This window comes from Phenylobacterium sp., from assembly GCF_036563285.1.
Classification (GTDB): Bacteria; Pseudomonadota; Alphaproteobacteria; order Caulobacterales; family Caulobacteraceae; genus Phenylobacterium.
Genome location: NZ_DATCMR010000002.1, coordinates 70,692 through 94,476, shown reverse-complemented (window position 1 = coordinate 94,476; position 23,785 = coordinate 70,692). Strand labels below are relative to the sequence as shown.

Genomic DNA, 23,785 nt, shown 5'->3' with positions numbered 1-23,785 from the left:
CGGCCGCCGTGGTCGACCCGCTCCGCTTCGGCGGCCAGCCGCTGCTGACCCTCACAGCCCAGGACGCGCCGGCCGAGGGCCCCGCCTTCCTGGAGGCCTCGGTCCTGCCCGGACGCGGCATGATGCTGCTGCAGGCGCGCCTGCGGCTGCCCGACGGCCGCGTCGTCGACGCGCTCGCCGCCCCCGCCCCTGAGGACGCCGCCCGCGAGTTCGGCGGCGAGGAGGACTTCGCCGGCAACCGCTCCTTCGCCTTCGGAGGCGCCCTGCTCGCCCCCTTCGCCAACCGCATCCGCGGGACCGCGCTGGAGGGCTCGCGGGAGATCGAGGCCACGGTCGACGGCCGCAGCGTGCGCCTGCCCCGCAATTGGGGCGGCAAGGCCGACGGCGCCGAGCAGTACGCCATGCACGGCCTGATCCTCGAGGCCACCGTCCCCTTTGCCCAGCCTTCGCCGGACCGCGTCCAGGGCCGCCTCAACGCCGGCGACTTCGACGGCCGCTGGCCGTCGCGCGCCGAGCTGTCCTTCGAGTGGCGGCTCACCGCCGGCGCCCTGGTGCTGAAGGTGGTGGCCAGGAACGTCGGCCGCGACATCCTCCCGCTGGGGCTGGGCTGGCATCCCTATTTCGCCCTGCCGAGCGGCAAGCGAAGCCAGGCCCGCCTGCGCCTGCCGGCGGCCCACCGGGCGGAGGTCAACGACTACGACGAGGTCCTGCCGACCGGCGTGCTGTCCGACGTCACCGGCACGACGTTCGACTTCAACGCCGCCGGCGGCGCCCCGCTCGGCGACCTCTACCTCGACGACTGCTTCACCGACCTTGGCCGTGAAAACGGCGAGGCGGTGGTGGAGATTTTCGATCCCGCCGCCAAACTGGGTCTTCGGATCGCATCGCCGACCCCCCAGGTGAAGGCCGTCCAGGTCTACGCCCCGCCCGATAAGGCTTTCGTCGTGGTTGAGCCGCAGTTCAACCTCGCTGACCCCTACAGCGCCGTCTGGCCGCAGGGGACCGACACCGGAATGGCCACGCTCAAGCCCGGTGAGGAATTGCCTTACGAGGTGCGGGTAAGCGCCTTTGCCCTGCCGCACCCTTAGGCGAAGCGGGTGCCGGTTCGCCGCCCGAAGCGCGCGCCAAATCAACAGCTTGGGCGCAGTTGCAAACTGCGCCCTAGGAACCTGACGAAGGTCGAAGGGTTACCCGGGGCCAAAGGGACTTTGGCTTATGGAACGTGCGCTACGAAGACCCGCGTCGCACACCGGCGCCCAGATCTTGGACTTCGACGAAGCCCTGCTCAACGCCTGCAGCCCAGAGTTGCGGACCGAGCTCCTGACCGAGGCCTCCATGCTGGCCCAGGCCTTCGCCCCCGAAGGCCGCGCGGAACAGCTGGAAGCCATGGCGGCCTCCCTCTCCTCAGGCCAGCGCGACGGCTGGATGCACCGCGCTCGCGCCCGCCGCATGGCCGCCGCCCTGCGCCACCTGGCGAAGGGCTCCGAGAGCTAGCCGCCGAGCGCCGCGCTTCCGCGAGGTCGTTGTTTGACCACGGACGACACGGACGAACACGGACGCACCTTTGCGAGCGGCAGCGAGCGGGACTCCTCCTCGATCGGCGAACAGATCGCGCCTGCGGCGCGGCCGGCAACGCCGTCCGTGTGGTCCGTGTCGTCCGTGGTTCAATAAAGGCGGCCTCGCCGCCTCCCGCGCCTGAGCTGCTAAGCCCCTACTCCGCGGCGGCGGCCCGTTCGGCCTTGGGGCGGCCCTTGCGCTTCGGCGGCTCCTCCCCGTCCAGCAGGCGCCGCAGCTTGGCGGCCAGCAGCGCGGTCTCGTACGGCTTGTCGAGCAGCGGGAACTCGGCGTTCTCGATCACCGCGCCTTCGCCTACGAAACCCGAGGTCAGCAGCACCTTCAGGCCCGGCCGCAGCTCGCGCGCCGTACGCGCCAGGCTCACGCCGCTCACCCCGCCCGGCATCACCACGTCGGTGAACAGCAGGTCGATCTCCTCGCCGGTGTGCAGGAACTCCAGCGCCTCGGCGGCATTCGTCGCCGTGTGGACCTGGTAGCCCAGGCCCGTCAGCATATCGAGCGTCAGCGCCAGAACCGTGGGGTCGTCCTCCACCAGCAGGATCCGCTCGTCCCCGCCGCGGATCACCTTCGGCCGCACGTCCGCCGCCATCGGCTCCAGGGGCGCCGTGGACGCCGGCAGGATGAGCTGGAAGCTGGTCCCCTTGCCCGGCGCGCTCTCGACGTGGACCTCGCCCTCCGACTGCCGAACGAAGCCGTAGACCTGGGACAGGCCCAGGCCCGAGCCCTTGCCCACCTCCTTGGTGGTGAAGAACGGCTCGAACACCCGGTCGCGCACCTCCGGCGACATGCCCACGCCGGTGTCGCGCACCTCGATGGCGATGCGCTCGCCCTCGCGCGTGGTGTGGATGGTGACCGTGCCGCCGTCGGGCATGGCGTCTCGGGCGTTGACGGCCAGGTTCAGCAGCGCCGTCTCCAGCTGGGTCGGGTCCACGTGGGCGCAGAGCTGCTCGTCCGAGAGCTGCAGGTCGATGGTCACCGCCTCGCCCACCGCCTGGCGCATCAGGGGCGCGAAGTCGCGGATCAGGGCGTTGGCGTCCACCGTCACCGGCGACAGGTGCTGCCGGCGCGAGAAGGCCAGCAGCTGGCGGGTCAGGTCGCGGCCGCGCTCTGCGGCCTGGCGGATGGCGTCGATCCGGCGCATCCGGCGCGCCTCGTCCTCGTCCTTCTTCCGCCCCAGCATGTCGATGTTGCCGAGCACGACGGTCAGCAGGTTGTTGAAGTCGTGGGCGACGCCGCCGGTGAGCTGGCCCACCGCCTCCATCTTGCGCGCCTGGGCGAGCTGCTCTTCCAGGCTGTGCCGGTCGGTGGCGTCCAGCATGACGCCGAAGATTTCCCGCGGCTCGCCGCCCTCGCCCGGCGCCACCACGCCCTGGTCGGAGAGCACCCGGTACTGGCCGTCGGCGCACAGCCAGCGGAACTCGCAGGCGTAGCGGCCGGTCCGCGCGGCGCCCGACACCGCCTCGATCACCCGGTCGAGGTCTTCCGGATGGATGCGGCTGGAGCCGAACTCCGGCTCGTCCACGAAGCGGCTGGCCGGGAAGCCGGTGATGTCCTTCACCGATTCCGACACGAACTGCGGGGCGAACGGCGGATCGATGCTGCGCGAGGTGAAGACGATCGGCAGGGACTGCAGGATCGCCTCCTGCCGCGCCTCGGTGCGCCGCAGCGCCCGCTCGGTCTGGGCCTTCTCGGCCTGTAGCCGGGCGTGCTCGTCCAGCAGCCACTGCTGGTAGGCGGCCTGCCGCTTCACCTCCTCGGTCTTCATGTACAGGTCCACCAGGACCGTCACCTTGGACTTCAGGATGAAGGGGTCGACCGGCTTGAACACCACGTCCACGGCCCCGGCGGAATAGGCCTGGAAGACGTGGGCCTCGTCCCGGAAGATCGCCGTGAGGAAGACGATGGGCGTCCGCGCCGTCCGCTTGCGCGTCCGGATCAGCGCCGCCGTCTCGTAGCCGTCCATGCCCGGCATGTGCAGGTCCAGCAGGATGACCGCGAACTCCTCGGTGAGGAGCATACGCAGGGCCTCCTCCCCGGACTTCGCGGTCACCAGCTCGTGGCCCAGCTCCTCCAGCGCCTGCACCGCCGCGAACGCGTTGCGCTCGTCGTCGTCGACGATGAGCACACGCGCCTTGATCGGCGTGTCCAGGTCGGGCGGCGCCTGAGGCTCCGCCCGCCAGGACCTTGTCAGGAGACTGGCGGGTGAGGCTCGGGTCACATCAGCTCGCTTGCGGCATCAGGGAGACCACCGTGTCGCTGGCCAGCCGCATGGCGTCCGCGCGCTGGATCGAGACCCGCAGCACCGACACCAGGTGGTCGATGTCCACCGGCTTGGAGACGTAGTCCGAGGCGCCGGCCTGGATGCACTTCTGACGGTCGCCCTTCATCGCCTTGGCGGTGACGGCCACGATCGGCAGGTCGCCCATGCCCGGCCGGGCGCGGATCTCGCGGATGGTCTCGTAGCCGTCCATGTCCGGCATCATGATGTCCACCAGCACCACGTCCACATCCGGCTTCGCGTCCAGCACGTCGAGGCCGGCGCGGCCGCTCTCGGCGTAGCTGAGCTCGATTCCGTACTCCTCGAGGGCCGAGGCCAGCGAGAAGATATTGCGGATGTCGTCGTCGATGACCACCACCTTGCGGCCCGAGAGCACGGAGTCGTCGTGCTTGCTCTGGTTCAGCTTGGCCTTGGCCGGCGCGGACAGGCGCTCCAGCGGCTCGTGCAGCATGAGGCTCGCCTGGTCGACCAGCTGGTCCGGCGTGCGGGCCAGGCGGACGAGGCCGCCGAACACCGCAAGCCGCAGGCGGCGGTCGTCTTCCGGATCGAGCTCCTCGGGGACGTAGACCACCGCGGGCACCATCCGGCCGTCCGACTGCTTCAGCTGCTCGACGATCTCCGTGGCCGGCAGCGTCGTGGCTTCGATCATCAGGCCGTCGGGCCGCTCGGCCTGCGGCCGGGCCAGCACTTCGGCCAGGTCGGAGGCCAGCTCCACGTCGGTGAAGCACTGACGCAGGGTGTCGGCCGCCTCGCCTTCGGCGCCGACCAGCACGATCCGCCGCTCGACCTTGTCGACGAAGGTCTTCACGCCTTGCAGCGTGGAGACCACCACCTCGCGCTCCACCGGCTTGTGGGTGAAGCCGAAGGCGCCCATCGAGATGCCCAGGCCCTTCTGGTCGTCCGCCGAGATCACATGCACCGGGATGTGCCGGGTCTCGGGCGTGCGCTTCAGGAGGTCGAGCAGGGCCAGGCCGTCCATGTCCGGCAGGCCGATGTCGAGCATGATCGCGTCAGGCCCGAAGCGGCGCGCCAGCGACGGGGCGGCTCCGCCCTCGCCCGTGACCACGCCCTTGAACCCGCTCTCGTGCACGAGGCTGAGCAGGATCGAGGCGAACCGCGGATCGTCCTCGACGATCAGCACCACGCTGTCGCCCGAGTTGATGCTGTCGCGGTCGTCGGCGACGGCTTCCACCGGCTCGTCCGAGAAGGTCGACGGCATCAGCATCGGACGCGGCAGGCTGGGCATGGCGGCCGACGGCGGGCGGTTGCTCGGCGCCGGCTGCGCGGCCGGGCTGAAGTTCAGCGGCAGGTAGAGGGTGAAGGTCGACCCCTTGCCGGGCACCGACTGCACCTTCAGTTCGCCGCCGAGCAGGCGGGTGATCTCGCGGGAGATCGACAGCCCGAGACCCGTCCCGCCGAACTTCCGGCTGATCGAGCCGTCGGCCTGCTGGAAGCTCTCGAAGATGATCCGCTGCTTGTCCTCGGGGATGCCGATGCCGGTGTCCTCGACCTGGAAGGCCAGCACCTGGCCCGCCGTGTTGAGGTGGTCGTTGGTCTGGTGCCAGCCGCCGTGCGCTCGGGCGACCTTCAGCTTCACATGGCCCTTTTCCGTGAACTTGAAGGCGTTCGACAGCAGGTTCTTGATGATCTGCTGCAGGCGCTTGTCGTCGGTGTACATCGACCGCGGCAGCGCCGGGTCCAGCTCGACCTGGAAGTCGAGCTTCTTGTCCGCCGCGATCTGGCTGAACGTCCGGTCCGTCTGGTCGCGCAGGCTGGCGAACGACATTTCCGAGATGTCCAGGGTGACCGTGCCGGACTCGATCTTCGACAGGTCCAGGATGTCGTTGATGAGGCCCAGGAGGTCGGTGCCCGCGTCGTGGATGTTGCGGGCGAACTCCACCTGCTTGTCCGTCAGGTTGCCCTGGCCGTTGTCGGCCAGCAGCTTCGAGAGGATGAGCAGCGAGTTCAGCGGCGTCCGCAGCTCGTGGGACATGTTGGCCAGGAACTCGGACTTGTACTTCGAGGTCAGGGCGAGCTGTTCGGCCTTCTCTTCGAGGGCCAGCTTCGCCTGTTCCACTTCCCGGTTCTTGGCTTCCACCTGCTGGTTCTGGATCGACAGCAGGTGCGCCTTCTCCTGGAGCTCGGCGTTGGTCTGCTGCAGCTCCTCCTGCTTGGTGCGGAGCAGCTCTTCCGACTGACGCAGCGACGCGGCCTGTTGCTCCAGGCGGTCGTTGGTCTTCTTCAGCTCCTCCTGCTGCGCCTGCAGTTCCGAGGTCAGGAGCTGCGACTGCTTCAGCAGGCCTTCCGTCCGCATGTTGGCGGCGATGGTGTTGAGCACGATGCCGATGGATTCCATCAGCTGGTCGAGGAACTGCTGCTGGGTCTCGTTGAACTCGCCGAAGGTGGCCAGTTCGATCACCGCCTTCACCTCGCCTTCGAAGAGGGCGGGCAGGACGATGATGTTGCTCGGCGGCGCCTCACCCAGGCCCGAGGACACCTGCACATAGTCCTTCGGTACGTTGGTGAGCAGGATCCGCGACTTCTCGTAGGCGCACTGGCCGATCAGCCCTTCGCGCAGCTTGAACTGGCTGGCCAGGTGCTTGCGGCTGTTGAAGGCGTAGGAGGCGGCCAGGTTCAGCACCATGGCGCCGTCCTCGTCCCGGTCGGAGACGTAGAACACCGCGTGCTGGGCGTTGATCAGCGGCGCGAGTTCGGAGAGCACCAGGTTCGACACCGTCGACAGGTCGCGCTCGCCCTGCAGCATCCGCGTGAAGCGGGCCAGGTTGGTCTTCAGCCAGTCCTGTTCCGTGTTCTTCAGCGTCTGATCGCGCAGGTTGCGGATCATCTCGTTGATGTTGTTCTTCAGCTCTTCCACCTCGCCCGACGCCTCGACGGTGATCGACCGGGTCAGGTCGCCCTTCGTCACGGCGGTGGACACCTCGGCGATGGCGCGCACCTGGGTGGTCAGGTTGGCGGCCAGTTCGTTCACGTTGTCGGTCAGGTCGCGCCACAGGCCGGCGGCGCCGGGCACCCGGGCCTGGCCGCCGAGCTTGCCTTCGATGCCCACTTCGCGGGCCACGTTGGTCACCTGGTCGGCGAAGGTGGCCAGGGTCTCGATCATCCCGTTGATGGTGTCGGCCAGCGCGGCGATTTCGCCCTTGGCGTCCAGGGTCAGCTTCCGCTTCAGGTCGCCCATGGCCACCGAGGTCACGACGTCGGCGATGTTACGCACCTGACCGGTCAGGTTCGCCGCCATCATGTTCACGTTGTCGGTGAGGTCCTTCCAGGTGCCGGCCACGCCGGGCACCTGCGCCTGGCCGCCGAGCTTGCCTTCGGTGCCCACTTCACGGGCCACGCGGGTCACTTCCGAGGCGAAGGCGTTCAGCTGGTCCACCATGGTGTTGATGGTGTTCTTCAGCTCGAGGATTTCACCGCGCACGTCGACGGTGATCTTCTTGGACAAGTCGCCCTTGGCCACGGCGGTGGTCACGTCGGCGATGTTACGCACCTGGCCGGTCAGGTTGGCGGCCATCAGGTTCACGTTGTCGGTGAGGTCCTTCCAGGTGCCGGCGACGCCCTTCACCTGGGCCTGGCCGCCGAGCTTGCCTTCCGTACCCACTTCCCTCGCCACGCGGGTCACTTCCGAGGCGAAGGAGTTCAGCTGGTCCACCATGGTGTTGATGGTGTTCTTCAGCTCGAGGATCTCGCCGCGCACGTCCACGGTGATCTTCTTGGACAAGTCGCCCATGGCCACCGCGGTGGTCACTTCGGCGATGTTCCGCACCTGACCCGTCAGGTTGGCGGCCATGAAGTTCACGTTGTCGGTGAGGTCCTTCCAGGTGCCGGCGACGCCCTTCACCTGGGCCTGGCCGCCGAGCTTGCCTTCGGTGCCCACTTCACGGGCCACGCGGGTCACTTCCGAGGCGAAGGCGTTCAGCTGGTCCACCATGGTGTTGATGGTGTTCTTCAGCTCGAGGATTTCCCCCTTCACGTCCACGGTGATCTTCTTGGACAAGTCGCCGTTGGCCACGGCGGTGGTCACCTCGGCGATGTTACGCACCTGACCCGTCAGGTTGGCGGCCATCAGGTTCACGTTGTCGGTGAGGTCCTTCCAGGTGCCGGCGACGCCCTTCACCTGGGCCTGGCCGCCGAGTTTGCCTTCGGTACCCACTTCACGGGCCACGCGGGTCACTTCCGACGAGAACGAGTTCAGCTGGTCCACCATGGTGTTGATGGTGTTCTTCAGCTCCAGGATCTCGCCGCGCACGTCCACGGTGATCTTCTTGGACAAGTCGCCCATGGCCACCGCGGTGGTCACTTCGGCGATGTTACGGACCTGGCCGGTCAGGTTGGCGGCCATCAGGTTCACGTTGTCGGTGAGGTCCTTCCAGGTGCCGCCGACGCCCTTCACGTTCGCCTGGCCGCCCAGCTTGCCTTCGGTGCCCACTTCACGGGCCACGCGGGTCACTTCCGAGGCGAAGGCGTTCAGCTGGTCCACCATGGTGTTGATGGTGTTCTTCAGCTCCAGGATCTCGCCCTTCACGTCCACGGTGATCTTCTTGGACAAGTCCCCGTTCGCCACGGCGGTGGTCACCTCGGCGATGTTACGGACCTGGCCGGTCAGGTTCGCGGCCATGAAGTTCACGTTGTCGGTGAGGTCCTTCCAGGCGCCGGTCACCCCTTCCACTCGGGCCTGACCGCCCAGCTTGCCTTCCGTACCCACTTCGCGCGCCACGCGGGTCACTTCGGAGGAGAAGGCGTTCAGCTGGTCCACCATGGTGTTGATGGTGTTCTTCAGCTCGAGGATTTCCCCCTTCACGTCCACGGTGATCTTCTTGGACAGGTCGCCCCGGGCCACGGCGGTCGTCACTTCGGCGATGTTACGGACCTGGCCGGTCAGGTTGGCGGCCATCAGGTTCACGTTGTCGGTGAGGTCCTTCCACGTACCGGCGACGCCCTTCACCTGGGCCTGGCCGCCGAGCTTGCCTTCCGTACCCACTTCCCTCGCCACGCGGGTCACTTCCGAGGCGAAGGAGTTCAGCTGGTCCACCATGGTGTTGATGGTGTTCTTCAGCTCGAGCACCTCGCCCTTCACGTCCACGGTGATCTTGCGGGAAAGGTCACCGTTGGCCACGGCGGTGGTCACCTCGGCGATGTTACGCACCTGGCCGGTCAGGTTGGCGGCCATGAAGTTCACGTTGTCGGTGAGGTCCTTCCAGGTGCCGGCCACGCCGCGCACCTGCGCCTGGCCGCCCAGCTTGCCTTCGGTGCCCACTTCACGCGCCACGCGGGTCACTTCCGAGGCGAACGAGCCCAGCTGGCCCACCATGGTGTTCACGACCTTGCCGATCCGAAGGAACTCGCCGCGCAGCGGCCGCTCCTCGTTCTCCAGGTCCATCGTCTGGCTAAGGTCGCCCTTGGCCACGGCGCCGATCACGCGGGCCATTTCGGCGGTGGGGTGGACCATGTCGGCGATGAGGGTGTTCACCGCGTCCACCGAGGCGGCCCAGGACCCGGTCGCGGCGGGCAGTCGGGCGCGGTGGTTGATCTTCCCCTGGCGGCCCACGGTCTCGCCGAGCCGCTCGAATTCCTTGGTCATGCGGTCGTTCAGCTCGACCACGTCGTTGAAGGCCTCCGCGATCTCGCCGTCGACCCCGCTCATGCCGCGCGGCAGCCGTACCGAGAAGTCCCCGCGCCGGAAGGCGCGCAGCGCCGCCAGCAGCTCGGAGGTCTGCAAGGCCGGCCGGTCGGCCTTCTTGCGGGCGGCGGATTTGATGGACGACTTGCCCGACTTCGGCGTGGCGGCGGCAGCTTGCGACATTGTTCCCCCGGGGAGCGGTCTGGACCGACAGCGAGGGAATGCTCGTCGCCCCTGCGACAAGACACACCCCCGCCCTTTCGGGTAAACAGCGTGTTCCGCCGTCTGGTTCCAGCTTGGCTATAAAAAAATTTTCGTGAGCGACGCGCGGGGATTCCCGAATCCGGAGCGCCTCCCACCTATGCCTGAAAAATCGAGCCGGATCAACTGCTAAGCTTTGGATTCCGTCGTTCTGGACCCGGCAGCCTCCTGCCACCGAACGTCGCTCCGGAACCGCGGCGCCGGCCTGCCGTTTGGGGGCCATGTCGCAACCGTACGAAGACGCCGCCTTCGAGCCGCCGCCCGAGGCCGAGGCCTTCTACGCCGAGAGCCTGAAGCTCCTCACCGAGAGCGGCATCCCCTTCCTGCTGTCCGGCACCTACGCCGTGACCGCCTACACCGGCATCGTGCGCCCCACGAAGGACCTCGACGTCTTCTGCAAGGCCGGCGACTACCCCCGCATCCTCGCCTTCTTCCAGGACCGCGGTTACCGCACCGACGTTGAGGACGAGCGCTGGATCGCCAAGGTCTGGTCCGACAACCGGTTCTTCGACGTGATCTTCGCCATGTCCAACGGCACGGCCCCGATCACCGACGAGTGGTTCGAGAACAACGACACCATCACGGTCTACGGCACCGAAGCCAAGATCACCCCGCCGACCCAGTTGATCCTCTCCAAGATCTTCATCCAGGACCGCTACCGCTACGACGGCGCCGACGTGGCCCACGTGATCCTGAAGGCCAACGACCGCATCGATTGGAAGCTGCTGCTCCGCTACACCGAGCCCTACTGGGAGGTGCTGCTCAGCCACCTGATCAACTTCCGCTTCATCTACCCCACCGAACGCGACCTGATCCCCCGCTGGGTCATGGACGAGCTCACCGGCCGGCTACAGGCCCAGGTCGGCCTGCCGGCCGCCCGGGTAAGGGTCTGCCGCGGCCGCCTGTTCAGTCCCCGCGACTACGTCACCGACATCACCGAGTGGGGCTTCGCCGACGTGGTCGGCAAAGGCCTCGAGGAGCGTCATGAGCCTATCGCCTGACACCCCACAGCCGAACGGCCGCATGAAGCTCGCCGCCATCGGCGACCTCCACGTCGGCGAGAACCACGTCCATCCCTACCGCGAGCTGTTCCAGCGGATCAGCGACGAGGCCGACGTCCTGGCGCTCTGCGGCGACCTCACCAACTTCGGCAAGACGCCCGAGGCCGAGATCCTCGCCGAAGACCTTCGGGCCTGCTCCATCCCCGTGGTTGGCGTGCTCGGCAACCACGACTACGAGTGCGGCCAGCCGCAGGAGGTCGCCCGCATCCTGCACGAGGGCGGTCTGCGCCTGCTCGACGGCGAGGCGATCGAGATCGACGGCGTCGGCTTCGCCGGCTGCAAAGGCTTCATAGGCGGCTACGGCCGTCACATGCTCACCGCCTTCGGCGAGCCCGAGATCAAGTCCTTCGTCCAGGCCGCGGTCGACGAGAACCTGAAGCTGGAGACCAGCCTGCGGATGCTGCGCACGGAGCGCAACGTCGTCCTGCTGCACTACTCGCCCGTGCAGGACACCGTCGAGGGCGAGCCGCCTGAGATCTTCGCGTTCCTGGGCTCGGCGCGGATGGGAGAGACCATCGACCGGTTCGACGGCGTGAAGTGCGTCCTCCACGGCCACGCCCACCGCGGCGCCTACGAGGGCCGCACCGCTCGCGGCACGCCGGTCTACAACGTCGCCAAGCCGGTGCTGAACCGCGACCTCGGGATCGAGTACGCGCTGTTCGAGGTCTAGGAGTCCTCGTCCTCGCCGAGCTCTTCGAGCACAGCCTCGGGCGCCACCTCCCGGATCAGCTCCTCCAGCTCGGGATCGAGCGCATGGTCGGCGCCGATCTTCTCGGCGATCGCGCGGGTGAGCTTCACCAGGTGGGTGATCTCGTACTCGGCCAGCAGGTTGATTTGGAGGTCGAGCGCTGCGCGCCGGTCGGCGATGGCGGCGATCCGGTTCTGGCTGATCAGCACGAACGTGGAGAGGAAGATGGCCTCGACCGAGGCCACCGTCGCCAGGATCACGAAGGTCGGGTCGAACCTCGGCGCGCCCGGCACGACGCCCAGGTTCACGGCGACCCACCCCCCCACCAGCGCCAGGTGCAGATAGACGAACAGCAGCGACCCGGTGAAATCGGTGATCCGCGCGGCCAGCTTCTCGCCCCAGCTGGCCTGAGCCTCCGCCCGCTCACGCTCCTCGCGCATGGCGTCGATGTTGCGCCGGAGCACGGAGGCCATGTCCGGCTGGCGCCGATCGGTCACCTCGGAAGGACGACGGTGTGCGTTCATAAGCGCCCGAACCCGCGCCCGCGTGAGCTGTTCCGCCTGCTGCTGCGCATTTTGGAACCATCGTCTACGGCGCCGGTTCAGTCTGAAGGGAAGCCAGGCGTAGCCTTCGATGAAACTGGTCATCTTCGGCCTGACGGTGAGCTCGTCGTGGGGCAACGGCCATGCGACGCTCTGGCGCGGGCTGATCCGGGCGCTCGCGGCCCGCGGGGCCCAGGTGGTATTCTTCGAACGCGACGTCCCCTACTACGCCCGCCACCGCGACCTCACCGCATTGCCCGGCGGCGAGCTGGTGCTCTACCGCGACTGGGCGGACGTCGCCGAGCGCGCCCGCGCCGAGACGGCTTCGGCGGACGCGGCCATGGTCACCTCCTACTGCCCCGACGGACCGGCCGCGTCGGCCCTGGTTTGCGAGCTCGGTCGGCGCTCGATCTTCTACGACATGGACACGCCGGTGACGCTCGCCCGCCTCGCGGCCGGCGAGAGCGTCGCCTACTTGCCTCCCGAGGGCCTGGGCGGCTTCGATCTGGTGCTGAGCTACACCGGCGGCGAGGCGCTGGTCCAGTTGGAGCGCGACCTGGGGGCCCGGCGCGCCTTGCCCCTCTACGGCCACGTGGACCCCGACCATCACCGGCCGGCCCCGGCCGAGGACCGCTACCGATGCGACCTCTCCTACCTCGGCACCTATGCGGCGGACCGGCAGCCTGCGGTGAACGCACTTTTCGCCGAGCCGGCGAAGCTCAGGCCGCAGATGCGCTTCCTGCTGGGCGGCTCGGGCTACGACACCGCCTTCCCCTGGACCGACAACATCTTCTTCCTCGACCACGTGTCGCCGCCGGAGCACGCGGCCTTCTTCGCCTCCTCGCGGCTGACGCTGAACGTCACCCGCCGGGACATGGCGGAGATGGGCTACTGCCCCTCGGGCCGGCTCTTCGAGGCCGCCGCCTGCGGGGCGCCGATCCTCTCCGACAGCTGGGAAGGGCTCGACCTATTCTTCGAGCCCGGCCGGGAGATCCTCACCGCCGCGACCACGGAGGAGGCGCTCGCCGCTCTCGATCTGGCGGACGAGGAGCTGGCCCGCATCGCCCGGGCGGCCCGCGAGCGTACGCTCGACGCGCACACCAGCGGCCACCGGGCCGCCGACCTGCTGCGCTACCTCGAGGCTTCCACCCCGGCGGACTTGGAGCACGCCTGATGTGGGGCATCATTCCGGCCGCCGGCCAAGGCACCCGCATCCAGCCGCTCGCCTTCTCCAAGGAACTGCTGCCGGTGGGCGTCCGCCGGGAGGGGGGAACAGAGCGGCCGCGCGCGGTGAGCGAGTACCTCGTCGAGCGGCTCGGGCTGGGCGGCGCGACCAAGGTCTGCTTCGTGATCAGCCCGCACAAGGCCGACATCCTGCGCTACTTCGGCGACCGCGTGGCCGGGGTGGACTTCGCCTATGTGGTCCAGCCGCGCGCCGCCGGCCTGTGCGACGCCCTCTTCCGCGCCCTGCCGCTGATCTCGCCTGACGAGCCGGTGGCCGTGGGCCTGCCCGACACCATCTGGTTCCCCGAGGACGGGCTGGCGCGCCTGCCCGACCACCGCTTCTCGTTCCTCACCTTCCCGGTGGACGCGCCGCAGCACTTCGACGCGGTGGTAGCCGACGCGGACGGACGGATACGGGAAATCCAGGTCAAGGCCCCCGCTCCGAGCTCCCACTGGATCTGGGGGGCCTTCAAGATGCCCGGGCACGTGTTCCACGAGCTGCACGCGCTGTGGCTCGAACGCGAGCGGGAGGACGAATACCTGGGCACCCTGGTCAACGCCTGGATGGCCCGCGGCGGCGAGGCGTGGAACGCCCCGCATGGGACGGGCTACGTGGACGTGGGCACCCTGCACGGGTACCGGGAAGCCCAGCGCCTGCTGGGGAGCAGCGAGCCCGCGGGCTAGGCGCGGCCCTGGCGGATCGCCAGCTGCCGACCGGCCCGCCACGCCAACCAGGCGGCGGGCGCCATCCCCAGGCCGGCGAAGATCAGCGGCGCATTGGGCCCGATGCTGGAGAAGATGACGCCGGCGATCACCGGCCCCAGCACGCGGGCCGCCGAGCCTGCGGCGTTGTTCGCGCCGAGGATCGCCCCCTGCCGGCCGGCGGGCGCGGCGTGCGAGATCAGCGCGCTTGTCGCGGGCTGCGAGAGCGTGTGACCGGTCACCGCCGCGGTCATGGCGACGATCGCCAGCCACATCGGGGAGAAGGCCTGCACGAGAAGGAAGGCTCCGGCGAAGAGCAGGCCGATGATGATTGTGGGGACCTCTCCCGCCCTGCGGACCAGCATGCCGGACAGGAAGCTCTGGCTGAGCGCCGCGGCCACGCCGGTGACGCCCATGACCGTGCCGATCTCCTTCGGTCCCCAGTCGAAGCGGACCGCGCCCCAGAGGCCGAAGACAGCCCAAAAGGCCGAGAACGAGGCGAAGCCGGTGAAGGTGGTGGCGAGCAGCCGCCGGAGCACCGGGTCGCCAAGGGCGACGCAGATGGCGGCGAGCGGCCCCGGCCGTCCGGTGAGGTGCTGCTCCTTGCTGCGGCTCTCGCGGACGAAGGCGAGCACCCCGACGGCGGCGACCACCGACAGGGCCGAGGCGGTCAGCAGCGGTGGATAGAACCCGGCCGCCCCCGCCTCGGGGTGGGCCAGCACGCCGCCGAGCCAGGGGCCCAGGGTGAAGCCCACACCGAACGCCCCGCCGATCAGGCCGAGCCGGCCGGCCAGCCGCTCGTGCGGGCTGACGTCGACGATGTAGGCCTGGATGGTGGAGATGTTGCCGCTGAAGAAGCCTCCGATGCAGCGGATCAGGATGGCCACCCAGATGTTCGGCGCGAAGGCCAGCGCCGCATAGCTGCCGGCCGACGCCAGCATGGTGAGCAGCAGGACCGGCCGGCGGCCGATGCGGTCGGACAGCCGGCCGAAGAACAGCTCGCCCCCGAATTGACCAGCGGAGAAGGTGGCGAACAGCAGGGTCACCTGCCACGGCGCCGCGTCGAACACGGTCGCATAGAAGGGCAGCAGCGGGATCACGATGCCGAAACCGATCAGGCTCACCAGCACGATGAACAGCAGCACCGGCACGGCGAGGCGCACATCTGGCGGCGGTCTGTCGGAGCGGGGAGGCATGACGGCGATTAACGCCGCTAGACCTCGCAGTCGAGGCCGGAGAGCTTCAGGTGGCGCTTCAGGTCGGCGCGCAAACGGTCGAGGCCATCGGGGTGGAGGGATTCGCAGCGGCAGGTGAGCTTGGGCTCGGTGCCGGAGGCGCGCAGCAGCCACCACCCGTCGGCGGTCTCGATGCGCAGGCCGAGCTTGGCGTCGAAGCTCGCCCCCTCCCCGGCCAGCCGTTCTGCGACTTCGGCGACGAGCTCGGCCTTGCGGGCCTCGGGACAGGCGATCCGCAACTCGGGCGTCGCGAAGCTGGGCGGCAGGCTTTCGCGGAAGGCGGCGAGGCCGCCCGGCAGGCGCGAGACGGCGAGGAAGGTGCGCACCGCGGCGTAGAGCGCATCGTCCACCCCGCCCCAGCCGTCGGCGAAGAAGATGTGGCCGGAGAGCTCCCCGCCGAGCAGCGCCTTCTGCGCCAGCATGGTCTCACGAACATGGACGTAGCCCGAAGGCGAGAGCACGGCGCGGCCGCCGGCCTGCTCGACGCCGTCGAACAGCACCTTGCTGCACTTCACGTCGGCCACCACTGTGGCCTTTGGCGTGCGGGCCAGGAGGTCGCGGGCCAGCAGCAGGATCAGCTGGTCGGCCCACAGGATGCGGCCCTGCGCGTCCACCACGCCGATGCGGTCGCCGTCGCCATCAAAGGCGACGCCCAGGTCGCAGCCGTTGGTGACGACGCACTCGGCCAGCTGGGAGAGGTTGGCGGCAACCGCTGGGTCCGGGTGGTGCGCCGGGAAGCGGCCATCGACGCGGGTGTTGAGCAGATGATGGCGGCCGGGCAGGTGCGGCGCGAGCCGCTCAACCACGGGCCCGGTCGCGCCGTTGCCGCAGTCCCAGGCCACCTTCAGCGGCGCCATCTCGGCCGCCGCCTGCAGGAGGTCGGCGACGTAGGTCTCGATCACGGACAGCCGTCGCGAGGAACCGCAGGCGCCACGCGCGCAGGGCGCTTCCACCAGCTTGCGCAGCGCCTCGCCGTGCACGCGTCGCTCGCCCATCAGGATCTTGAAGCCGTTCTCGGCCGGCGGGTTGTGCGAGGCGGTGACCATGATCGCGCCGTCCAGCGCCAGCTCCCGCACCGCGTAGCCCAGTAGGGGCGTGGGACAGAGGCCGACGCGCTCAACCCGCAGCCCGCCGTCCATGAGGCCCCAGACCAGGGCCTGCTCCAGGGTCGGCGAGCTCAGCCGGCCGTCGCGGCCGACGCCGATGCGCGAGAGGCCCGCGTCACGCGCCGACGCCGCATAGGCGAGCCCAAGGGCATAGGCGCCGTCGGGATCGATGTCGCGGCCGGCGACACCGCGGATGTCGTAGGCGCGCACGGCTTCGGCGCGGATGCGCTTCAGCTCTGGGACGGGGCGTTCGTAGCTACGCTGCGGGGCAACCTCGTCGGACGCCTGGAAGGTCATGCCTAGCTCCGCCGCCGCGTCGGGCCCGCAAGGCTGCAATGGCCCAGCCGCGGCGGAGTTCCAGGTCCCATCATTCGGCGGCTGTCACCTGCAGACGTGTACGCACGCCGCAGACCGCGATGGCCTCTTCCAGGTGGGTTTCGAGCTCGGCCGCGCGGTGGGCGGCGGTGTGGGCCTTGAGGATCTTGCTGCGCGCGGCGAAGGCCATGCCCTGACGGGCGGGCTCGCTGGTGCGGGTGAGCGTGTGAATCACCTGGTCGGACGTCTCGGCGAGCACGATCTCGTCGTCGGGGCGGAACAGCGCGTCCAGCCCTTGCCAGACGTCGGAGATGATCGGCACGCCGCACGCGCCGGCCTCGAACAGGCGTACGCTGGGGCTCCAGCCGGCGGCGATCATGTCGGCGCGGGTGACGTTCAGGGTGAAGCGGCTGGCGGCGTAGAAGGCCGGGTGCTCGGCGGGCGGCACGTGCTCCAGGCGCTCGACGTTCTTGGGCCAGTCGATGTCGGCCGGGTACTGCGGCCCCGCCACGCAGAACTTCAGGTGCGGCGCGCGCCGCGCAGGCTCGATCAGCAGGCGCTCCAGCGTCGGCTGTCGGTCCGGGCTGTAGGTGCCGAGGTAGGAGAGGTCCCAGCGGCGGGGCTCGTCGAGCGGCCGGTACACCTCGGCGTCCACCGAGCAGTAGAGCGGCCGGGCGGCGGGCGAACCGTAGTGCTTCTCGAGCCGGCGCAGGGTCGGGCCGCCGGTGAAGGAGAGATACACGTCGTAGCCCGGGATCAGCTCCGGGGTGAGGTACTCGTGGTCGCCGCCGGCCAGCTTGGCGAGCGTCACCGGGGTGTCGATGTCGTAGAAGGCGGTGACGCCGCGGGCGGTCTTCTGCACCCAGCGTCCGACGGCGACGCCGTCCGGCACGTAGGAGCCCACGATCACCGCGTCGGCCTGCTCGACGGCCTCGCGCCAGCGCAGGTGCAGCGCGCCCAGATCGGCGTAGAGCCGAAGATCGCAGAAGTCAGGCCGCGCCAGGTCGCGGTGGGCGCCGCCGTACCAGGGGACGTCCCGCTCCAGGAACAGGATCTCGTGGCCGCGCTCGGCGAAGGCGCGCAGCAGGGCGCGGTAGGTGGTGGCGTGGCCGTTCCCCCAGGAGGAGGAGAGGCTGAGGCCCAGGACAACCAGCTTCACGCGAGGCTCCTTTCGGGCTTGGCGACGGCCTCACGGCGGATCAGGGCGTCGGCCTCGGCCGCGCGGCGAGCGTAGGTGTGCTCCGAGAGGATCCGCTGTCGGGCGGCCTCGCCGATGGCCCGCGCGCGCTCTGGCGTCAGCGCGGCGACCTGATCGACCACGTCCTGGCCGTCGCGGGCGACCAACACCTCCTCGTCCGGATTGAGGAACAGCTCGATGCCCTCCCAAGCGTCGGTGATCAGGCAGGCGCCGGCGCCGGCGGCCTCGAACACGCGCGTGGCCGGCGAGAAGCCGACGTCGGCCATGGAGTCGCGCGCGACGTTGAGCACGGCGAGAGAGGAGGTGTTGAAGGCGTTGTGGTCGCCGGTGCCGAGGTGGCCGATCCGGCGCACGTTCGGCGGCATGGGCTTGTCGTCCCAGCCGTTGCCCCCCAGCAGGAACTGGCGGTTCGGCAGCTTCGCCGCGGGCTCGAGGAAGAAGCGCTCCACGCGCGCCTCGCGGTCGGGCAGCCGGTTGGCCAGGAAGTTGAGGTCGCCAACGAACCTCGGATCGGCCGGAGTCGGGTGGTGCGTCGAGGGATCCAGGCCGTTGTAGATCGGACGGCAGATACGGGCGCCGAAGCCTTCGTAGGCAGCCACGACCGGCGGTCCGCCGCCGTAGGTCAGCACGAGGTCCAGCTCGCGCAGCACGTGGTGCAACGGCCGACTGGAGTCGGCGCGCAGCTCGGCCAGGGTGGCGGGCGCATCCACGTCCCAGAAGATCTTCACCGCGTGCGGCCTGGCGGCGGCCATCACGCCGACGAGCAGCTCGTCGTCGAAGACGCCGACGCCGCTCGCCTTGACCACCACGTCGGCCTCGGCGGCGCGGGCGATCACCTCGCGGCAGGCTTCGGGCGTGGCGGGATAGACCACCACCCTCGCCCACTCCGGCGGGTCGATGTCGCGGTGCTGTTGCCGGTCGAAGGCGTCGGGCTCGTAGAAGGTGACGTCGTAGCCGCGCCGGGCGAGCTCGGAGAGCATGCCGCGGTAGTAGGTGGCCGCGCCATTCCAGTAAGCGGACAGCAGGCTCGAGCCGTAGAAGGCGATCTTCATCAGGCGGTCTCCAGGGCCGCGGGGGCCGCAAGCTTGGCGACGACGGTGAGGAGCTCGTCGACGCGGTGCGAACAGGTGTGGCGGGCGCGGATGCTCTCCAGGCCCGAGCGGACCAGGGCCGCGCGCAGGTCGGGATCGGCGGCGAGCGCGCGCAGGTGGCGCTCCATCTCCGCGCCATCGCGGGCGACCAGATAGTCCTCGTCTGGACGGAACAGGTTCTCGGCGTCCGACCAGGGGGCCGAGACGAGCGGGATGCCGCACGCCAGCGCCTCGAAGACGCGGATGGTCGGGATGCCGGGGAGCACCTCGACGTAGAACCGCCGCGGCACATGCACGGTCGCGAGATGCCTGGCGAAGACCTCCGGCGCGCGGGCATTTGGCAGCCAGCCCAGGTAGCGGGCGCCGTAGCGGGCCAGCATCGCCTTGGCTTCATCCGGATAGCGGACGCCGTAGATGTCGAGTGAGAGCCCGGCGGCCTCGGCCGGCGCCATCAGGAACGATTCCAGTTCGGCCGTGCGCTCGCCGTCGCCCCAGTTGCCGATCCATACGAGGCCTTGCCGCTCGCCCTCGACCGCCGGCGGATGAAAGAGGGCCACGTCGGCGGCCTCGTGCCAGACGAAGACGCGGTCACCCCAGCCCCAGCGGCGGTAAACCTCGGCGAGCGTCTCGCCGAACGCCAGGACGCCGTCGTAGCCGGAGAGGTCGAAGGCGCGGATGGCGTCGGGGTCGCTGACGGCGCGGTGATGGGTGTCGTGGAACAGGAGGGTGAAGCGCCCTCCCCGCGCCCGCACGCGGCCGATCTCGGCGACCAGGGCCGGGTCGTTCCACTCGTGAACGATCACGAGGTCGGCGCCCTCGAGCGCCGGCGTGGTGTCGAAGGCGGTCGAGGAGAGCTCAGGATAGGCGCGGCGGTAGGGCTCGAGGCCGGACTCCCCGTGGTCGGCCAGCAGGTTCTGGAGGCTCCAGGCGCCGGCCGGCTCGTAGACCTCCACGTCGTGGCCGCGGCGGATCAGGTCGCGCAGCACGCCGCGCAGGAAGTGGGCGTTGCCGTGGTTCCAGCAGGAGGCCAGGGAGTGGGTGAAATAGACGACCCTCATGCCGCCACCGTCTCCGCCGTCTGAAGGAAGGCTGCGGGCCTGAGCTGGCGGTAGACCGCGAGCACGCCGTCGCTCATCGCCTGGACGCTGTAGGCCGCCGCGCGGGTGCGGGCCTTGGCTCCCAGCCGCTCGGCGCTGTCCGGGTCGGCCAGCAGCTCTCGAAAGGCCTGCGCGAAGCCTTGCGGGTCGTTGGGCTCGACGAAGACCGCGGCGCCGTCCCAGAGCTCGCGGAAGGTCGGAATGTCGGAGAGCACCAGGGCGCAGCCGGCCTGCGCAGCCTCCAGCACACCGAGCCCGAATGGCTCATAGAGGGCCGCCGAGGCGAACACCGGGGCACGCGCCAGCCAGCGGGCGACCTGGTCGTGCGAGAGCCGTCCCAGCGCCTGGGCGTGGCGCAGCGACACCGGGCCGCCGCTGGGGCCCTGGAGGGGGCCGGCGGCCTGCAGCGGCGCCTCGATCAGCGCCGCCGCCTCGTCGAGCACGCGGATGTTCTTGCCCTCGTCCCACAGCCGGCCGGAGGTGAAGATCATCGGGTGGCGGCGGACGACGGCGGAGGGGGCCTGCGCCCGACCGTTCCAGACCACGAACGGCCGCGGGAGCTCGTAGGCCCGGGCGGTCTCCTCGGCGAACGCGGCCGTAGGCGCCACAAGGGCGTCGCACGCCAGCATGCCCTGCCACAGCGACTGGCTGCGCCAGCGGAAGTCGACGGGCATCGGCCCGTCCTTCACCGCGCTCCACCAGGTGGCGAGGCAGGAATGGCAGGCGCCCACCACCGGCGCGGAGAAGCCGCCGCCTGCGGCGAACGCCGGGCTGTTCAGGTGGATCAGGTCCACCGCCCTGCCCCTGGCCAGGCCGCGCAGCGCTGCGCCGACCTCGAGGATCTCCGCAGGCTCGGTGGCGGTCCAGTCGAGCGGCAGGCAGGTGTCGATCAGCTCCAGACCCGGGACCGCGCGCGCCTGGGCCTGCTGGTCGGCGCTCGGCGAAGGGCCCAGGACGACGAGGACCGTCTCCACGCCGGCTCGGGCAAGGCCCCGGGCGAGGTCGATGGAATAGGTCCAGACGCCGCCCACCGCGTCCGTGGTCATGAGGACGCGCGGCGCTCCAAACCGCGGCGGCGCCGCCGTCATCCGACGGCCGCCACCTGCGCGACGCGGTCGTCACCGACCTCGCGCCGTTCGCCGGCCAGCCATTGGGCGAGGCCCGCGACCCCTGTGCGCCAGTCGATGGGCTCGGCGAGCTGGAGCTCGCGCCGCGCGGCGGAGGGATCGGAGACGTAGTAGCGCTGGTCGCCTGGCCGCCACTCCGAGAACTGCAGGTCCACGCTGCGGTGGGTGATCTCCTCGATGTAGCCGAGCAGCTGCACCAGGCTCACCGCGTTGGCCGGACCGCCGCCCAGGTTGAAGGCGCGACCGCTGACCTGGTCAATCTTCTTCCAGGCGGCCATGTAGGCGTCGACGGCGTCGGCGACGTTGAGGATGTCGCGCACCTGCTTGCCGTCGCCGTAAATGCTGATCTGCTCGCCTTCCAGGGCGCGGATCAGGAAGTGGGCGACCCAGCCCTGGTCCTCGGTGCCCATCTGGCGCGGGCCGTAGATGCAGCTCATCCGCAGCACCGCGGTCGGCAGGCCGAAGCTGCGCGAGTAGTCGAGCACGTACTGGTCCGCGGCGCCCTTGGAGCAGCCGTAGGGGGTGTGGAAGTCGAGCGGCCGGCTCTCGCTGACTCCACGGACGCGCAGCGCGGCGTCCACCGGCCGGTAGGCGTCGCCGGACAACTCCAGCGGCACGTCGGCCAGGTCGCCGTAGACCTTGTTGGTGGAGGCGAAGATCACCGGCGTGCGGGCGCCCCTGCGGCGCGCCGCCTCCAGCACGTTCATCGCGCCCAGGATGTTGACCTCGAAGTCCTCTACGGGATCGACCATGCTGGTGGTCACCGCCACCTGGGCGGCGAGGTGGAAGACGGCCTGGGACTCGCGCACGGCCTCGTTCACCGCGCGGGTGTCGCGGATGTCGGCGGCCATGTGGATGATCTGGTCGCCGTGGCGGCGCTTCAGCCAGGCGAGGTTGCGCTCGACGCCATCGCGGGTCAGCGCGTCGAAGACGATGACCTTGTGGCCTTCGCGCGCCAGCCGGTCGGCCAGGTTGGAGCCGATGAAGCCGGCGCCGCCGGTGACCAGGACAGGACGCTTGCTCATGCCACGAGACCCCGCATTTCGAGTTCCTTGCGCGCCTCGACGACGCGGTCCTCCGCCTCCTGGCGGGCGACCCACTCGGCGAGCTCGGCGAGACCTTCGGAGAAGTCCTCCTGCGCCTCGTAGCCGAGCACTTCGCGCGCCTTCGTCAGGTCCGGAATGCAATGGCGGATGTCGCCGGCCCGCGCCTTGCCGGCGATCTCAGGCTCCAGGTCCGGGCGGCCCATGGCGGCGGCCTGCAGGAGGGCCACTTCCTCGACGGAGCGGTCGACGCCGGAGCCGATGTTGAACACCTCGCCGTCGGCCTCGGGCTTGTCCATGGCCAGCAGGAACGCGCGGGCGACATCGCGGACGTGGACGAAATCGCGCTTCTGCTGCCCGTCCTCGAAGACCATCGGGCTCTGCCCGTTGGCGATGCGCGAGGCGAAGATGGCGAGCACGCCGGTGTAGGGATTGGAGAGCGCCTGGCCGGGGCCGTAGGCGTTCCACAGACGCAGCGCCGAGCCGCCCATGCCGTACTGCTTGGTGAGCGTGAGCGTCAGGCGCTCCTGCACATATTTGCCGATGGCGTAGACGCTCTTCAGGGCGCTGGGCTTGGTCTCTGGCGTGCGCACCGGGATCAGCGGGCGGCCCTGGTCGTCCAGCGGGTCCCAGGTGCCGTCGGGGTTGCGGCCCTCACGGACCACGTCCTCGTACTTGCGCCCGTCGCGGCCGACGTAGAGCCCCTCGCCGTAGATCGACATGGAGGAGGCCACCACCACCCGCTCGACCGGATTGTCGATCAGCTGCTGGAAGAGTACGGCGGTGCCGTAGTCGTTGACCGAGGTGTAGCGGTCGACCGCGTACATGCTCTGGCCCACGCCGACTTCGGCGGCCAGGTGCACCACCTTGTCGACGCCCTTCAGGGCACGAAGCACGGCGGCCTCGTCGCGCACGTCGGCCGTGATCAGCTCCACATCGGCGGCCAGTTCTTCAGGCCGCGAGCGGGTCGGGTGGACCTGCTCGATGAGGCTGTCGAGCACCCGGACGCGGTCGCCGCGGTCGAGCAGGGCCTGGGCGAGGTGGCGCCCGATGAAGCCGGCGCCGCCGGTAATGAGGATTGTCTCTGCCATGTGCGCGACTCAACCTTTGCGGAGGACGAGGACCCGGCCGATCTTACGGCCGGCGATCGCGGCGCCCGCGGCTGTCGCGAGCTCCGGATGTTCGAGGAATTCAGGTGCGGGATCGGAGGAATTCGCCGCCAGGTGCGCGAGGAGCGGTGGCATCGCCAAACGGAGACTCGCCTGAGCCGCGAATTCTGCGTTAGCCATTACCCGATGAGGCCTATGGTTCTCGGCGCGCGACCCGGCTAGGATTTGGCCGTCACGCGTCAAATTCCTCGCCTGGCCCATGGCGGTCCCTCGCCTTACACACCCGCCAAGCTAACCCTTCATCTTCATGTAAGTTCCCTGTCAGCCCTAAGTGTTGGTTCCAACGGGAAGTTTTCAAAGCCCCCAAATTCTCGTGATCGGGCCGCCCTGATCATTTGACAGCTTGGTTCCCAAGCAAATGACGGATCGGAGACTATTATCCTAAGATAACTACGTCCCTTGTGGATAGTTGAAGGAACAAACCTTAGGCCAAGC

The 23,785-nt window shown here is 69.5% G+C and carries 17 protein-coding genes; 6 read left to right on the top strand and 11 right to left on the bottom strand.

Going from position 1 to position 23,785, the window contains the following annotated elements; all coding sequences use genetic code 11:
- The first annotated feature begins 8 nt into the window (after positions 1-8).
- A complete protein-coding gene (locus VIL76_RS00695; protein ID WP_332043056.1) occupies positions 9-1,088 on the top strand; it encodes an aldose 1-epimerase in 1,080 nt (359 codons plus the stop codon).
- Between the two features lie 175 nt (positions 1,089-1,263).
- A complete protein-coding gene (locus tag VIL76_RS00690; RefSeq protein WP_332043055.1) occupies positions 1,264-1,494 on the top strand; it encodes a hypothetical protein in 231 nt (76 codons plus the stop codon).
- Between the two features lie 217 nt (positions 1,495-1,711).
- On the opposite strand, the gene VIL76_RS00685 is transcribed toward VIL76_RS00690, so the two are convergent.
- Positions 1,712-3,793 carry a response regulator gene (locus tag VIL76_RS00685; protein ID WP_332043054.1) on the bottom strand — a complete coding sequence of 694 codons (2,082 nt, stop codon included), beginning with the start codon at positions 3,791-3,793 and terminating at the stop codon, positions 1,712-1,714.
- Position 3,794: 1 nt separating this feature from the next.
- Positions 3,795-9,674 (bottom strand): HAMP domain-containing protein, encoded by a 5,880-nt coding sequence (locus VIL76_RS00680; RefSeq protein ID WP_332043053.1) that lies wholly within the window; start codon positions 9,672-9,674, stop codon positions 3,795-3,797.
- Positions 9,675-9,973: 299 nt separating this feature from the next.
- Between VIL76_RS00680 and VIL76_RS00675 the strand changes: the two genes are divergently transcribed.
- Together VIL76_RS00675 and VIL76_RS00670 are read left to right on the top strand one after the other, a co-directional pair.
- A complete protein-coding gene (locus VIL76_RS00675; protein ID WP_332043052.1) occupies positions 9,974-10,753 on the top strand; it encodes a nucleotidyltransferase in 780 nt (259 codons plus the stop codon).
- Entirely contained in the window at positions 10,737-11,483 is a 747-nt protein-coding gene (locus VIL76_RS00670) for a metallophosphoesterase family protein (RefSeq protein WP_332043051.1), read from the top strand. The genes VIL76_RS00675 and VIL76_RS00670 overlap by 17 nt, the downstream gene beginning before the upstream one ends.
- Here VIL76_RS00670 and VIL76_RS00665 read toward each other — a convergent pair.
- Positions 11,480-11,974 carry a DUF1003 domain-containing protein gene (locus VIL76_RS00665; RefSeq protein ID WP_332043050.1) on the bottom strand — a complete coding sequence of 165 codons (495 nt, stop codon included), beginning with the start codon at positions 11,972-11,974 and terminating at the stop codon, positions 11,480-11,482. The two genes, VIL76_RS00670 and VIL76_RS00665, sit on opposite strands and share 4 nt — an antisense overlap.
- 160 nt (positions 11,975-12,134) lie before the next feature.
- Here VIL76_RS00665 and VIL76_RS00660 point away from each other — a divergent pair, with 160 nt between their 5' ends.
- Both VIL76_RS00660 and VIL76_RS00655 read left to right on the top strand, forming a co-directional pair.
- Positions 12,135-13,217, top strand: a complete 1,083-nt coding sequence (locus tag VIL76_RS00660) for a CgeB family protein (protein WP_332043049.1) — start codon at positions 12,135-12,137, stop codon at positions 13,215-13,217.
- Positions 13,217-13,951 carry a nucleotidyltransferase family protein gene (locus VIL76_RS00655; protein ID WP_332043048.1) on the top strand — a complete coding sequence of 245 codons (735 nt, stop codon included), beginning with the start codon at positions 13,217-13,219 and terminating at the stop codon, positions 13,949-13,951. Before VIL76_RS00660 ends, VIL76_RS00655 begins: the two co-directional genes overlap by 1 nt.
- Here the strand turns inward: VIL76_RS00655 and VIL76_RS00650 are convergent.
- The 8 genes from VIL76_RS00650 to VIL76_RS00615 form a co-directional block, all read right to left on the bottom strand.
- Positions 13,948-15,165 carry an MFS transporter gene (locus tag VIL76_RS00650; RefSeq protein ID WP_332043047.1) on the bottom strand — a complete coding sequence of 406 codons (1,218 nt, stop codon included), beginning with the start codon at positions 15,163-15,165 and terminating at the stop codon, positions 13,948-13,950. The genes VIL76_RS00655 and VIL76_RS00650 overlap by 4 nt on opposite strands.
- A gap of 17 nt (positions 15,166-15,182) precedes the next feature.
- Positions 15,183-16,607 (bottom strand): phosphomannomutase/phosphoglucomutase, encoded by a 1,425-nt coding sequence (locus tag VIL76_RS00645; RefSeq protein ID WP_332043046.1) that lies wholly within the window; start codon positions 16,605-16,607, stop codon positions 15,183-15,185.
- Between the two features lie 70 nt (positions 16,608-16,677).
- Positions 16,678-17,784, bottom strand: a complete 1,107-nt coding sequence (locus tag VIL76_RS00640; protein ID WP_332043045.1) for a CgeB family protein — start codon at positions 17,782-17,784, stop codon at positions 16,678-16,680.
- Positions 17,781-18,875: a CgeB family protein gene (locus VIL76_RS00635; RefSeq protein WP_332043044.1), complete on the bottom strand. Its 1,095-nt coding sequence runs from the start codon at positions 18,873-18,875 to the stop codon at positions 17,781-17,783. The genes VIL76_RS00640 and VIL76_RS00635 overlap by 4 nt, the downstream gene beginning before the upstream one ends.
- A complete protein-coding gene (locus tag VIL76_RS00630) occupies positions 18,875-19,972 on the bottom strand; it encodes a CgeB family protein (protein WP_332043043.1) in 1,098 nt (365 codons plus the stop codon). The genes VIL76_RS00635 and VIL76_RS00630 overlap by 1 nt, the downstream gene beginning before the upstream one ends.
- Positions 19,969-21,057, bottom strand: coding sequence for a glycosyltransferase family 4 protein (locus VIL76_RS00625; protein ID WP_332043042.1), 1,089 nt, complete (start codon positions 21,055-21,057; stop codon positions 19,969-19,971). Before VIL76_RS00625 ends, VIL76_RS00630 begins: the two co-directional genes overlap by 4 nt.
- A 38-nt stretch (positions 21,058-21,095) precedes the next feature.
- Entirely contained in the window at positions 21,096-22,163 is a 1,068-nt protein-coding gene (locus VIL76_RS00620) for an SDR family NAD(P)-dependent oxidoreductase (RefSeq protein WP_332043041.1), read from the bottom strand.
- Complete coding sequence (locus VIL76_RS00615; protein WP_332043040.1) at positions 22,160-23,272, bottom strand: NAD-dependent epimerase/dehydratase family protein; 1,113 nt, start codon at positions 23,270-23,272, stop codon at positions 22,160-22,162. Before VIL76_RS00615 ends, VIL76_RS00620 begins: the two co-directional genes overlap by 4 nt.
- Between the last annotated feature and the right edge of the window lie 513 nt (positions 23,273-23,785).